At 61.7% G+C, this 12,518-nt stretch carries 12 protein-coding genes; 9 read left to right on the forward strand and 3 right to left on the reverse strand.

Going from position 1 to position 12,518, the window contains the following annotated elements; translation table 11 throughout:
- Positions 1–60: 60 nt before the first annotated feature.
- From M2397_RS16510 to M2397_RS16540, 7 genes are all read left to right on the forward strand, one after another.
- On the forward strand, positions 61–1,323 hold the full coding sequence (locus M2397_RS16510; protein ID WP_259244071.1) for an OprD family porin: 1,263 nt from the start codon (positions 61–63) through the stop codon (positions 1,321–1,323).
- 223 nt (positions 1,324–1,546) lie between these two features.
- Positions 1,547–2,365, forward strand: coding sequence for an NAD(P)-dependent oxidoreductase (locus M2397_RS16515; RefSeq protein WP_131698152.1), 819 nt, complete (start codon positions 1,547–1,549; stop codon positions 2,363–2,365).
- A gap of 30 nt (positions 2,366–2,395) precedes the next feature.
- Positions 2,396–3,271 carry an SMP-30/gluconolactonase/LRE family protein gene (locus M2397_RS16520; protein ID WP_259244072.1) on the forward strand — a complete coding sequence of 292 codons (876 nt, stop codon included), beginning with the start codon at positions 2,396–2,398 and terminating at the stop codon, positions 3,269–3,271.
- Between the two features lie 50 nt (positions 3,272–3,321).
- Positions 3,322–4,284 carry a TRAP transporter substrate-binding protein gene (locus M2397_RS16525; protein WP_131698154.1) on the forward strand — a complete coding sequence of 321 codons (963 nt, stop codon included), beginning with the start codon at positions 3,322–3,324 and terminating at the stop codon, positions 4,282–4,284.
- Positions 4,285–4,350: 66 nt separating this feature from the next.
- Positions 4,351–4,878, forward strand: a complete 528-nt coding sequence (locus M2397_RS16530; protein ID WP_090402566.1) for a TRAP transporter small permease — start codon at positions 4,351–4,353, stop codon at positions 4,876–4,878.
- A gap of 1 nt (position 4,879) precedes the next feature.
- Positions 4,880–6,160 carry a TRAP transporter large permease gene (locus tag M2397_RS16535; protein ID WP_065927003.1) on the forward strand — a complete coding sequence of 427 codons (1,281 nt, stop codon included), beginning with the start codon at positions 4,880–4,882 and terminating at the stop codon, positions 6,158–6,160.
- The gene (locus tag M2397_RS16540; protein WP_259244073.1) at positions 6,160–7,017 is read left to right on the forward strand and encodes an aldose 1-epimerase; all 858 of its coding nucleotides are present in this window, start codon (positions 6,160–6,162) and stop codon (positions 7,015–7,017) included. The genes M2397_RS16535 and M2397_RS16540 overlap by 1 nt, the downstream gene beginning before the upstream one ends.
- Positions 7,018–7,029: 12 nt before the next feature.
- Here M2397_RS16540 and M2397_RS16545 read toward each other — a convergent pair whose 3' ends face one another.
- From M2397_RS16545 to M2397_RS16555, 3 genes are all read right to left on the reverse strand, one after another.
- Positions 7,030–8,175 (reverse strand): HlyD family secretion protein, encoded by a 1,146-nt coding sequence (locus M2397_RS16545; protein ID WP_053138529.1) that lies wholly within the window; start codon positions 8,173–8,175, stop codon positions 7,030–7,032.
- Positions 8,172–9,815: an MFS transporter gene (locus M2397_RS16550; RefSeq protein WP_184742885.1), complete on the reverse strand. Its 1,644-nt coding sequence runs from the start codon at positions 9,813–9,815 to the stop codon at positions 8,172–8,174. The genes M2397_RS16545 and M2397_RS16550 overlap by 4 nt, the downstream gene beginning before the upstream one ends.
- Before the next feature lie 117 nt (positions 9,816–9,932).
- Complete coding sequence (locus M2397_RS16555) at positions 9,933–10,520, reverse strand: TetR/AcrR family transcriptional regulator (RefSeq protein ID WP_259244074.1); 588 nt, start codon at positions 10,518–10,520, stop codon at positions 9,933–9,935.
- A gap of 177 nt (positions 10,521–10,697) precedes the next feature.
- Between M2397_RS16555 and M2397_RS16560 the strand changes: the two genes are divergently transcribed.
- Positions 10,698–11,486, forward strand: a complete 789-nt coding sequence (locus tag M2397_RS16560; RefSeq protein ID WP_259244075.1) for an SDR family oxidoreductase — start codon at positions 10,698–10,700, stop codon at positions 11,484–11,486.
- 28 nt (positions 11,487–11,514) lie between these two features.
- Positions 11,515–12,513 carry an NADP-dependent oxidoreductase gene (locus tag M2397_RS16565; protein ID WP_131698159.1) on the forward strand — a complete coding sequence of 333 codons (999 nt, stop codon included), beginning with the start codon at positions 11,515–11,517 and terminating at the stop codon, positions 12,511–12,513.
- Positions 12,514–12,518 lie beyond the last annotated feature (5 nt).

A 12,518-nucleotide genomic window follows, 5' to 3' on the forward strand; every position in this document is an offset into this window, starting at 1 on the left:
CAATGTTGTACGACGACGTATAACAAATAATAAAAACAACAAATGAAAGGGAGCGTCACTGTGAGTCAATTCGCCCGTAATTCCTCGTCGTGTATCAGCCTTATCGGTCTCGGCAGCCTGGCCTTCGCCCTGCCCCTCGTCGCCCACGCCGAAGGGTTCGTCGACGACGCCAAGGCCACGCTCAACCTGCGCAACGCCTACTTCAACCGCAACTTCACCAACCCGAGCAACCCTCAGGGCAAGGCCGAAGAGTGGACGCAGAGTTTTATTCTCGACGCCAAGTCCGGCTTCACCCAGGGCACCGTAGGGTTCGGCATTGATGTGCTGGGGCTGTATTCGCAGAAGCTCGATGGCGGCAAAGGCACCGGCGGCACCCAGTTGCTGCCGATCCACGATGACGGCCGCCCCGCCGATAACTTCGGGCGCTTGGGCGTGGCGCTGAAAACCAGGCTGTCGAAGACCGAATTGAAGGTCGGCGAGTGGATGCCGGTGCTGCCGATCCTGCGCTCCGACGATGGCCGCTCGCTGCCCCAGACCTTTCGTGGCGGCCAGGTGACGTCCAACGAAATCGCCGGCCTGACTCTCTACGGCGGCCAGTTTCGCGGCAACAGCCCGCGCAACGACGCGAGCATGGAAGACATGTTCATGAACGGCAAAGCCGCGTTCACCTCTGATCGCTTCAACTTTGGCGGCGGCGAATACACCTTCAACGACAAGCGCACCCAGGTTGGCGTGTGGTACGCCGAGTTGACTGATATCTACCAGCAGCAGTACGTCAACCTGACCCACAGCCAGCCTGTGGGCGACTGGACCCTGGGTGCCAACCTGGGTTTCTTCAACGGCAAGGAAGACGGCAGCGCCCTGGCCGGCGACCTCGACAACAAAACCGTGTTCGCCCTGCTCTCGGCCAAATACGGCGGCAACACCTTTTACGTTGGCTTGCAGAAACTCACCGGCGACAGCGTGTGGATGCGCGTCAACGGCACCAGCGGCGGCACCCTGGCCAACGACAGCTACAACTCCAGTTATGACAATGCCAAGGAAAAATCCTGGCAGGTACGGCATGACTTCAACTTCGTGGTGCTCGGTGTGCCAGGGCTGACCCTGATGAACCGCTATATCAGCGGCAGTAACGTGCACACCGGGGCGATCACCGATGGCAAGGAATGGGGACGCGAATCGGAGCTGGCCTACACCGTGCAGAGCGGTGCGTTGAAGAACCTCAACGTGAAATGGCGCAACGCAACCATGCGCCGGGATTTCAGCACCAACGAGTTCGACGAAAACCGGATCTTTATCAGCTATCCACTCTCCCTGCTGTAGAACCTAGTCTCCCAGCCCCAGAAAATCCCCTGTGGGAGGGGGCTTGCTCTCGATGGCGGTGGGTCAGTAACAGATGCATTCACTGGCATGCCCTCATCGAGGGCAAGCCCTCTCCCACATTTTGCTCCGCACTCTGTCCGCAAGAACGTTGACAACCTGGGGGATCCCTACCAATACTTCGGCATAGTCATACGACAACCTACAACAAAAATTTGGAATCCCCATGACCACGACCACCTCCACGCCCTTCAACCGTCTGCTGCTCACCGGTGCCGCCGGCGGCCTCGGCAAAGTCCTGCGCGAGCGCCTGCGTCCTTACGCCCAGGTGCTGCGCCTGTCGGACATCGCCACTATGGCCCCGGCAGCCGATGCTTCGGAAGAAGTCCAGCCCTGCGACCTCGCCGACAAACAAGCGGTGCACCACCTGGTGGAAGGCGTCGACGCCATCCTGCACTTCGGCGGTGTATCGGTGGAGCGTCCGTTTGAAGAGATCCTCGGCGCCAATATCAGCGGTACCTTCCATATCTACGAAGCCGCGCGCCGTCATGGGGTCAAGCGCGTGATCTTCGCCAGTTCCAACCATGTGATCGGTTTCTATAAGCAGACCGAAACCATCGACGCCCACTCTCCACGCCGCCCCGACAGCTACTACGGCCTGTCCAAGTCCTACGGCGAAGACATGGCGAGCTTCTACTTCGACCGCTACGGCATCGAGACCGTGAGCATCCGCATCGGCTCCTCGTTCCCGGAACCGCAGAACCGCCGGATGATGCACACCTGGCTGAGCTTCGACGACCTGACCCAACTGCTCGAACGCGCGCTGTATACGCCGAACGTCGGCCACACCGTGGTCTACGGCATGTCGGATAACCTCGACACCTGGTGGGACAACCGCTATGCCGCACACCTGGGCTACGCCCCGAAAGACAGCTCCGAAGTCTTCCGCGCCCAGGTCGAAGCCCAGCCACCGGTGGCCGCCGATGACCCGGCCAAGGTCTATCAGGGTGGCGCGTTCTGCGCCGCCGGGCCATTCGATGACTGAGTTCACACCCACCCAAGGGAATGAGTTGCCATGACTGCTGAATTGATCGTCGACGCCCGCAATGCCGTGGGCGAATGCCCGGTGTGGGTGCCCGAGGAAAACGCCCTGTACTGGGTGGACATCCCCCACGGCGGCCTGCAACGCTGGAGCGCCGCCACCGGCCACGTTGCCGCTTGGAAAGCCCCGCAGATGCTCGCCTGCATCGCCCGCACCACCGCGGGCAACTGGGTCGCCGGGATGGAAACCGGTTTCTTCCAACTCACGCCGCACAACGACGGCAGCCTCGACACCACGCCGTTGGCCAGCGTCGAGCACCCACGCCCGGACATGCGCCTGAACGACGGCCGCTGTGATCGCCAAGGACGTTTCTGGGCCGGCAGCATGGTGCTGAACATGGGCGCGAATGCCGCCGAAGGCATCCTCTATCGCTATGCATCGGGTTCAGCACCCCATGCCCAGCTGGACGGTTTTATCACCCTGAACGGCCTGGCCTTCAGCCCCGATGGCCGCACGATGTACGCCTCGGATTCGCACCCGCTGGTGCAGCAGATCTGGGCCTTCGACTACGACATCGACACCGGCACGCCGTCCAACCGTCGCGTGTTCGTCGACATGCACAACTTCCTCGGCCGCCCCGACGGCGCCGCCGTGGACGCCGATGGCTGCTACTGGATCTGCGCCAACGACGCCGGCCTGATCCACCGTTTTACCCCCGATGGTCGCCTGGACCGCTCCCTGAGCGTACCGGTGAAAAAACCCACCATGTGCGCCTTCGGCGGCAGCCGCCTGGACACCCTGTTTGTCACCTCGATCCGTGACGACCAGAGTGAACAGTCAGTGTCCGGCGGCGTGTTCGCCCTCAACCCCGGCGTCCAAGGACTGCCTGAACCGACGTTTACTCTCTAGCTGCATCGCTGTGCCTTGAATACAACAATAACAACACAGGAGTGACTCCCATGGACTTCAAACGCACCTTGCTCGCCGTCGCAGTCTTTACCCTCAGCAGCGCCGCCCACGCGCTGGAAATCAAATTCGCCGACATCCACCCCGCCGGCTACCCCACCGTTGTTGCCGAAGAAAACATGGGCAAGGCCCTGACCAAGGAAAGCAACGGCGAACTGACCTTCAAATACTTCCCCGGTGGCGTGCTGGGCTCCGAGAAAGAAGTGGTCGAACAGGCCCAGGTCGGCGCCGTGCAGATGACCCGCGTCAGCCTCGGCATCGTCGGGCCAGTGGTGCCGGACGTGAACGTGTTCAACCTGCCGTTCGTGTTCCGCGACCAGGCGCATATGCGCAAGGTCATCGATGGCGAAATCGGCGACGAAATTCTCGCCAAGATCACCGACTCCGAGTTCGGCCTGGTGGCCCTGGCCTGGATGGACGGCGGCACGCGCAACCTCTACACCAAGAAGCCGGTGCGCAAGATCGAAGACCTCAAGGGCATGAAGATCCGTGTGCAAGGTAACCCGCTGTTCATCGATGCCTTCAACGCGATGGGCGCCAACGGCATTGCCATGGACACCGGCGAGATCTTCAGCGCCCTGCAGACCGGGGTGATCGACGGCGCGGAGAACAACCCGCCGACCATGCTCGAACACAACCACTTCCAGAACGCCAAGTACTACACCCTCACCGAGCACCTGATCCTGCCTGAGCCCATCGTGATGTCGAAAATCACCTGGAACAAGCTCACCCCGGCGCAACAGGTCATGGTCAAAAACGCCGCCAAGGCCGCCCAGGCCGATGAACGCGCGCTGTGGGATGCCAAGTCCGCCAGCAGTGAGGAAAAACTCAAAAAGGCCGGTGTCGAGTTCATCACCGTCGACAAAAAGCCCTTCTATGACGCCACCGCAGCGGTTCGCGCCAAGTACGGCGCGCCTTACGCCGACATCATCGCGCGCATCGACGCCGTTCAATAACCTCTCCTGCCTCTCGCAAAAGGCCCGGCGCGGTCTGCACCGACGCGCCCGGTTACGGTGAACGCCATGAAGAATCTACTGCTGCGCATCAACGACCGCATCTACATGACCTGCATCTGGGTCGCCGGCCTCTCGGTTCTCGGCGTCGCACTGATCATCCCCTGGGGCATCTTCGCCCGCTACATCCTCGGCACCGGCTCCAGCTGGCCGGAACCCACCGCCATCCTGCTGATGCTGGTGTTCACCTTTATCGGCGCCGCCGCCAGCTACCGCGCCGGTGCACATATGTCGGTGGCCATGGTCACGGACCGCCTGCCGCCCGCCCAGCGCCGCATCGTCGGCATCCTTTCGCAACTGCTGATGGGCACCATCTGCCTGTTCATGGCCATCTGGGGCACCAAGCTGTGCCTGTCGACTTGGAACCAGTTCATGAGCGCCATCCCGACCCTGCGCGTGGGCATCACCTATATGCCGATTCCAATTGGCGGGCTGCTGACCCTGATCTTCGTGGTGGAAAAACTCCTGCTCGGTGACCAGAGCAACCGGCGCGTGGTGCGCTTCGACCTGGTGGAAGAAAGCGAAGGGGCTGCCTGATATGGACGCATTGATTCTGCTGGGCAGCTTTATCGCCCTGATCCTGATCGGCATGCCGGTGGCCTACGCCCTGGGTTTGTCGGCGCTGATTGGCGCATGGTGGATCGACATCCCGTTCCAGGCCCTGATGATTCAGGTCGCAGGCGGGGTGAACAAGTTTTCGCTGATGGCGATTCCGTTCTTCGTGCTGGCGGGGGCGATCATGGCCGAGGGCGGCATGTCGCGCCGGCTGGTGGCGTTTGCCGGGGTGCTGGTGGGCTTTGTGCGCGGCGGCCTGTCGCTGGTGAACATCATGGCCTCGACGTTTTTCGGCGCCATCTCCGGCTCGTCGGTGGCCGACACCGCCTCGGTCGGCTCGGTGCTGATCCCGGAAATGGAGCGCCGTGGCTACCCACGGGAATTTGCCACCGCAGTTACCGTCAGTGGTTCGGTGCAGGCGCTATTGACCCCGCCCAGCCATAACTCGGTGCTCTACTCCCTGGCGGCGGGCGGCACGGTGTCCATCGCCTCGCTGTTCATGGCCGGCGTGGTGCCTGGGTTGTTGATGAGCGCGTGCCTGATGGTGCTGTGCCTGATCTTCGCGAAAAAACGCAACTACCCCAAGGGCGAAGTCATCCCTTTGAAACAGGCCCTGAAAATCTGCGCCGACGCGCTGTGGGGCCTGATGGCCATGGTGATCATCCTCGGCGGCATCCTGTCGGGCATCTTCACCGCTACCGAGTCCGCCGCGATTGCGGTGCTGTGGGCGTTCTTCGTGACCATGTTCATCTACCGCGACTACAAATGGAGCGAGCTGCCCAAGCTGATGCACCGCACGGTGCGCACCATTTCCATCGTGATGATCCTGATCGCCTTCGCCGCCAGCTTCGGCTACATCATGACCTTGATGCAGATCCCGGCGAAGATCACCACCCTGTTCCTGACCCTGTCGGACAACCGCTACGTGATCCTGATGTGCATCAACGCCATGCTGCTGTTGCTCGGCACGGTGATGGACATGGCGCCGCTGATCCTGATCCTCACGCCGATCCTGCTGCCGGTGGTGCTCGGTATCGGCGTCGACCCGGTGCACTTCGGCATGATCATGCTGGTCAACCTCGGCATTGGCTTGATTACGCCGCCGGTGGGTGCGGTGCTGTTCGTGGGTGCGGCGGTGGGCAAGGTGAGTATCGAGAAGACCGTGAAGGCGCTGCTGCCGTTCTACGCGGTGCTGTTCCTGGTGCTGATTGCGGTGACGTACATTCCGGCGCTGTCGCTATGGCTGCCAAGCGTGGTGTTGTGATGATTGAACTTGAAGACAGCCTGACCCACCTCACCTTGAATCCGGCCGTGGGCGGCAGCATCGTCAACTGGTCCGTGCGCGCCACCGGCCAGCCGTTGCTGCGCCATAACGATGAGCAGGCGATCCATACCGGTTTGCCGGGCAAGCTGGGGTGCTATCCATTGGTGCCCTGGTCCAACCGCATTGCCCACGGCGGTTTCGACAACCCCGACGGTTGGCTCGCGCTCACGCCCAACAGCCTGACCGATCCTTTGCCGATTCACGGTTCGGCCTGGCAACAGGCGTGGCAGGTGGTCAGCCAGTCGGCGGATGAAGCAGTGCTGGAAGTACGCTGTGACACGCCGTTTGCCTATCGCGCCGAGCAGCGGATTCGCTTGATCGACGGGGCGTTGAGTATCGAGCTGCGGGTGACGCACCTGGCCGAAACAGCGGCGTGGCATGGCGTGGGCTTGCATCCGTACTTTCCGCGCCGGCCGGGTACCCGGTTGCAGGCCAGGGCCGCGCAGGTGTGGATGAGTGACGCGTCCAAGCTGCCGACCGGGTTGACGCCGGTGCCGGGCGAGTGGGATTTCCAGGTATTGAATACCCTGCCCGAAGGCCTGGTGGACAACGGGTTTTGCCAGTGGGACGGGTATTGCCGGATCGAACAGCCGGACCTGGGCTATGCGCTGGAATGCCAGGCCAGCGGCGCCGACTACTTTCTGCTGTACTGCCCGCCGGGGCTGGGGTTCTTTTGCATCGAGCCGGTGAGTCATCCGGTGAATGCTCATCACCTGGCGGGACGGCCGGGCCTGAAACTGCTGGAACACAATCAGTCGGTCCAACTCAATTTCAACCTGAAATACAGCCCCCTGTAGGAGCGAGCTTGCTCAAGGTGGAGAGTTTTTGAGGCGCCCAGCCGTATCGATACTCACGACAACCGACAACCCCGGCCGCAACCGTTCACTCTCAGCCTGATCCGGGTCCACCGTAATCCTTACCGGCACGCGCTGGGCAATCTTCACAAAGTTGCCCGTCGCGTTGTCCGCCTGCAACAGGCTGAATTCCGACCCCGTGGCCGGGGAAATATGCTGCACCGTGCCGTGAAACCTGCGGTGGTTCAGCGCATCCACGGTGAAGGTCACCGGCTGGCCGACCTGCACATTGTCCATCTGGGTTTCCTTCATGTTGGCGATCACCCACAGCTGCTTCGGCACCAGCGCCATCAACTGCGCTCCGGAGTTGACGTAGGCTCCCAGACGCACGCCAATCTGCCCCAGCTGCCCGTCACGCGGCGCGGTGATGCGGGTGTTGGACAGGTCGATACGCGCCAACTCCACTGCGGCCTCGGCACTCGCGACCGCCGCTTCCAGGGAGCCGCGATTGACGATCACCGTTTGCAAATCCTGCCGCGCAATTTCCAGGCTCGCCTGGGCCTGTGCCACCGCCGCGATGGTCTGCGCATTGGCGGCGCGGGTCACGTCCAGCTCGCGCTTGGACACCGAACCGTCGCTGATCAGCTCTTCATTGCGGCGCAGGTCGGCGGTGCTTTTGCGCGCCTGGGCCTGGCTATCCACCAGTGCGGCCTGGCGCAGCTTGATGGTGGCTTCGGCACTGTTGCGTTGCTGCACCACATTGGCCAGCGAAGCCTTCTGCACCGCCAGTTGCGCCAGCGCCTGGTCGAGGCGCTGCTTGTAGATGCGGTCATCCAGGCGCACCAGCAGGTCGCCGGCCTTGACGTACTGGAAGTCCTGCACCGGCACCTCGAACACATAGCCGCTGAGCTGCGGGCCGATGATGGTTACCTGGCCACGCACCAGAGCGTTCTCGGTGGTTTCCACCGCGCTGCTGAACGGCGGCAGTTGCCAGGCATACAGCACGATCAGCACCCCGACGATGGCAATCGCGGCGAAACCCAGTGACGAGAGGATGCGCACGCGCAACGAGCGCGGCTCGGTGACCGTGGCACCGGGTGGCGTGGTGCCTTCCGGGGTGGCGGCGATGGCATTGGTGGTCGTGGTGGTCGGTTCGGTCATGAAGTAGCGCCGCTGGGTTGAACGGGAGTGGCTGCTTTAGTGGTGCTCATCAGCCACAGACTGCGGATAAAGATCCAGATCATGGTCAGGATCGCGATAATCGCGATCAGCATGAACACATCGTTGTAGGCCATGACATTGGCCTCACGGGTCGCCGCGGTGGCCAGGCTGCGGATGCCCATCAGGTTGCGCAGTTCCGGGTCGGCGATGATACCGCCATAGGCCGACCCGCCGCTCTGCACCCGCGCGGCCACACGCGGGTCGAGCAAGGTCAGGTGCTCGACGATCATGCTGGAGTGATACTTCTCGCGCACGATCTGGAAGGTGCCGAGCAAGGCCGCGCCTATCAGGCCGCCGAGGTTCTGGCAAATCCCGAACATCACCGAAAAGCTCACCAGGTTACGCGGGTTGGCCAACACGTTTTTGGTCCCCAGCACCATGGTCGGCCCCAGAAAGAACGTACCGCCGAAGCCTAGCAGGAACTGGCTGATGTACAGGTTCTGCGGGCGCGTGAGGTTGCTGGAGAAACTGTCCATCACCGAGCCGGTGGCCATCAGCGCCAGGGAAATCACCAGCGGCATCAGCAGGTGCGCCGGGTTGATCGTCAGCGCACTGACCACCAACCCGGCAATCGCCCCCGCCAGCATCACCACGTACAGCGTGTGCATCTGCTGGTAGCTCATGTTCAACATCTGCATGAACCCGACAGCACCGGTGGACTGCTCCGACAGCACCATGCGAATCAGGATCACCGCCAGCGCCAGGCGAATCATGGTGCCGCTGCCCAGCCAGCGCGTCATCAGCAGCGGGTTGGCGCGGTTATGTTCGATGGCCAGGCCGGCCATGATCAGCACCAGGGAACAGGCCGAGGCCACGCCGATCCAAGGGGCCTCCAGCCACCAGTCGATACGCCCCAGGGACAGCACCGCGCACAGCAGGGCCACGCCGCTGGCGAGGATGGCGAAGGTGAGGAAATCAAGTTTTTCAAAGGTCTTGAAGCGGTCGCCGGGGGGCAGCTTGAGCAGGAACACACAGCCCAGGCAGATCAGCGCCATGCCCAGTTCGAACAGGTACAAACCACGCCACTCGGCAATTTGCAGCAGGTCTTCGGAGAACAGTCGCGCCAGCGGCAAGGCCAATTGCGCCGTGCCCAACCCCAGCACCAGGGATTTCAACCGCCACTTCGCCGGGAACGCCTGGATCATGTAGTACAAGCCCAACGAACTCAGCGCCGCGCCGACCATGCCATGGGCCGCCCGCACCGCGATGGCCGAGTTAAGGTCGTTGACGAACAAGTGGCCGAAGGTCACCAGCGCGTACAGCACCAGGAACACCTCGGTAAACGCCCGCAGGCCGAATTGCTGGCGAAACTTCACCAGCAGCAGGTTCATGCACACGTTGGTCATCACATAGGCGGCGGGCAGCCAGGCCATTTCCGCGGTGGTCGCCCCGAGCGCGCCTTGCAGGTATTGCAGGTTGGCGATGACCAGCGCGTTGCCCAGGCCACCGGTGATTGCCACCAGCACGCCGACCAGCGCATACAGCCAGCGCTTGTGGGTGGGGTGCCACGGCGTCGACGGCGAACCGGGCAGGCTCGGGCGCTCGTGGGGTTCCCAGGTGTGGGGGGTGTATTTATCCATTCGATGACCTAGATGACCCGACGGGTGACGTCGGTAAAACCACTACTCAGAGACAGTAAACCTGAGCAGAGTTCATCTTGCCATCTTGGACGTATCAGTCAGCGCCCATCTTGCCACTCATGCGCTGCTTTCTTTACTCGATGGCAGGGATGCGATTATCTCAGCGCGGCACGTTTCCAATATTTCATCCGCCAGGGCCGAGTCATCCGGACACGCCCGCGACAGCATGACCGCACCGATTGCATGGGCCAGCAGGTCGATCATTTTCGCGCGGGCCTCTTGCCTGGTGACATCCACACCCGCCGTGTACTTGTCCTCGAGTGCTGCAAGCGTGTTTTCAACGCCACTGGCAAAGGTCGCCTTCAGATCATCGGACTGACGGGCGGCGTCACCACACAGGGCTGCCAGGGTGCACCCCGCTCCCCTGCCGTCTCGGTGGTCCCTGGACACGTACAGGTTTACAAATTCCGGCACGTCGAGATCGCAGGTACTCGACAGGGATTTGGCCAGGCTGTTTTCGGCCGCTTCGGCCATCAGATCGGCCTTGGAGCCAAAGTGTTTGTAGAAGCCTCCCTGGGTAAAACCCGCAGTAGCCATGAGTTCTGCCACACCCACACCGTCATAGCCACGCTCACGAAACAGCTCTGACGCCGTCTCCACAATATGAGCTCGGTTGGCGAGTGATTGCGTCTTGGTGATCTTCATTTCGCGCCCCTGCGACTCCTGAACAATGGCCTGATCATACTCTGATGTCGTTCATAATCAAAACTATTGACACCTTTGATTATGATCGACATCATAAAACCACCCGCACATGTCTCTGCGGCTGTGCGGCGCGGATCGCCGTCTCTGATCATCCTGAACAATCAAGAGCATCTACCTATGAGCACCCCAGAAACCGTACTGATTACCGGCGCCTCAACAGGCATTGGCGCGACCTACGCCGAGCGTTTTGCCCAACGTGGGCACAACCTGGTGCTGGTTGCCCGCGACAAAAGCCGGCTGGACGCATTGGCCTTGCGGCTGCGTGAGAAACACGCGGTTTCCATTGACGTGATCCAGGCCGACCTGACTCAAACCAGCGACCTGACCACCGTCGAAGCTCGCCTGCGTGATGACGCCAGTATCGGCATCCTTGTGAACAATGCGGGCGCCGCCCTGTCCGGCAGCTTCATTGAGCAATCCATCGACAGCGTTACCAACCTGGTTGCGCTCAACACCACCGCCCTGGTGCGACTCGCCAGCGCTATCGCTCCACGCCTGGTACACGCCGGTAACGGCGCGATTATCAACATTGGCTCGGTGGTGGGGCTGGCACCGGAATTCGGCATGAGCGTCTACGGTGCAACCAAGGCGTTCGTGCTGTTTCTATCCCAAGGGCTGAGCCTCGAGCTCTCGCCCAAAGGCGTCTACGTGCAAGCCGTTCTTCCAGCGGCCACCCGCACGGAAATCTGGGATCGCGCGGGCATCGACATCAATACCCTGAGCGAAATCATGAGCGTGGACGAGCTGGTCGATGCTGCGCTGGTCGGTTTTGATCGTCGCGAGCCGGTGACCATTCCGCCATTGCAAGACGCCGCCCGCTGGGATGCCCTGCAGGCCGCCCGCCAAGGTTTGCTGTCAGAGATTCGCCAATCGGTCGTCGCCGAGCGCTATCAAGCCAAGGCGTGATAGTCACGCGAACCATGGGAACTGAACGATGAAAGCCTTCCTGATCGACCGTTACGGCAAGAATCAAGGACGCCTTGCCGAGGTACCGGACCCGGAACCAGGCATCCACGACGTGCTGATCAAGGTGCATGCCAGCAGCGTCAACCTGCTGGATTCGAAGATCAGCAAGGGTGAATTCAAACTGATCCTGCCGTACCCATTCCCGCTGATCATGGGCAACGACGTGGCCGGCGTCGTCGTTCGCGTAGGGTCAGGCGTGCGCAGCTTCAAGCCCGGTGACGAGGTCTACGCGCGCCCGCCCGACGCGCGCATCGGTGGCTTTGCCGAGCTGATCGCGATTGAGGAAAGTGCCCTCGCACTGAAACCCAAAAACACCAGCATGGAACAAGCCGCCGCCCTGCCCCTGGTTGCACTGACCGCCTGGCAGGTGTTGGTTGAAACAGCCCGCTTGAAGAAGGGACAAAAAGTCTTTATCCAGGCGGGCTCCGGTGGTGTCGGCAGCATTGCCATCCAGCTTGCAAAACACCTGGGGGCTTTCGTTGCCACCACGACCAGCACCCCCAACGTGGAGTGGGTCAAGGCGCTGGGAGCAGACGTCGTCATCGACTACACGCAGCAAAACTTCGAAACCGTGTTGCGTGACTACGACGTCGTATTGAACAGCCTGGGCCCCGCCGAACTGGAAACATCCCTGCGCATTCTCAAGCCGGGTGGGCAGCTCATTTCTATCTCAGGGCCACCAACCGCCGAGTTCGCACGCGAGCAAAAGCTGTCCTGGGGACTCGGTTGGATCATGCGCCTGTTAAGCAGCGGCATACGCAGAAAAGCCCGCAGGCAGGGCGTCGACTATGGGTTCGTGTTCATGCGCGCGAGCGGTGCGCAATTGCAGAAAATCACCGTGCTCGTCGAGTCCGGCGCTATCACACCCGTGATCGACCGAACCTTCCCTTTCGAGGCAACGGCTGAGGCATTGAGCTACGTCGAACGGGGCAGAGCCAAGGGGAAGGTGGTCATAAAGATCATATGACCCAG

It is taken from the genome of Pseudomonas sp. BIGb0381 (genome assembly GCF_024809815.1).
In the GTDB taxonomy this organism is placed as follows: Bacteria; Pseudomonadota; Gammaproteobacteria; order Pseudomonadales; family Pseudomonadaceae; genus Aquipseudomonas.

Bases quoted from the DNA above. Each gene is read 5' to 3' on its own strand.
- M2397_RS16515 (WP_131698152.1), top strand. From the start codon at position 1,547: ATGACCACGACCACCTCCACGCCCTTCAACCGTCTGCTGCTCACCGGT.
- M2397_RS16520 (WP_259244072.1), top strand. From the start codon at position 2,396: ATGACTGCTGAATTGATCGTCGACGCCCGCAATGCCGTGGGCGAATGC.
- M2397_RS16525 (WP_131698154.1), top strand. From the start codon at position 3,322: ATGGACTTCAAACGCACCTTGCTCGCCGTCGCAGTCTTTACCCTCAGC.
- M2397_RS16530 (WP_090402566.1), top strand. From the start codon at position 4,351: ATGAAGAATCTACTGCTGCGCATCAACGACCGCATCTACATGACCTGC.
- M2397_RS16535 (WP_065927003.1), top strand. From the start codon at position 4,880: ATGGACGCATTGATTCTGCTGGGCAGCTTTATCGCCCTGATCCTGATC.
- M2397_RS16540 (WP_259244073.1), top strand. From the start codon at position 6,160: ATGATTGAACTTGAAGACAGCCTGACCCACCTCACCTTGAATCCGGCC.
- M2397_RS16545 (WP_053138529.1), bottom strand. From the start codon at position 8,175: ATGACCGAACCGACCACCACGACCACCAATGCCATCGCCGCCACCCCG.
- M2397_RS16550 (WP_184742885.1), bottom strand. From the start codon at position 9,815: ATGGATAAATACACCCCCCACACCTGGGAACCCCACGAGCGCCCGAGC.
- M2397_RS16555 (WP_259244074.1), bottom strand. From the start codon at position 10,520: ATGAAGATCACCAAGACGCAATCACTCGCCAACCGAGCTCATATTGTG.
- M2397_RS16560 (WP_259244075.1), top strand. From the start codon at position 10,698: ATGAGCACCCCAGAAACCGTACTGATTACCGGCGCCTCAACAGGCATT.
- M2397_RS16565 (WP_131698159.1), top strand. From the start codon at position 11,515: ATGAAAGCCTTCCTGATCGACCGTTACGGCAAGAATCAAGGACGCCTT.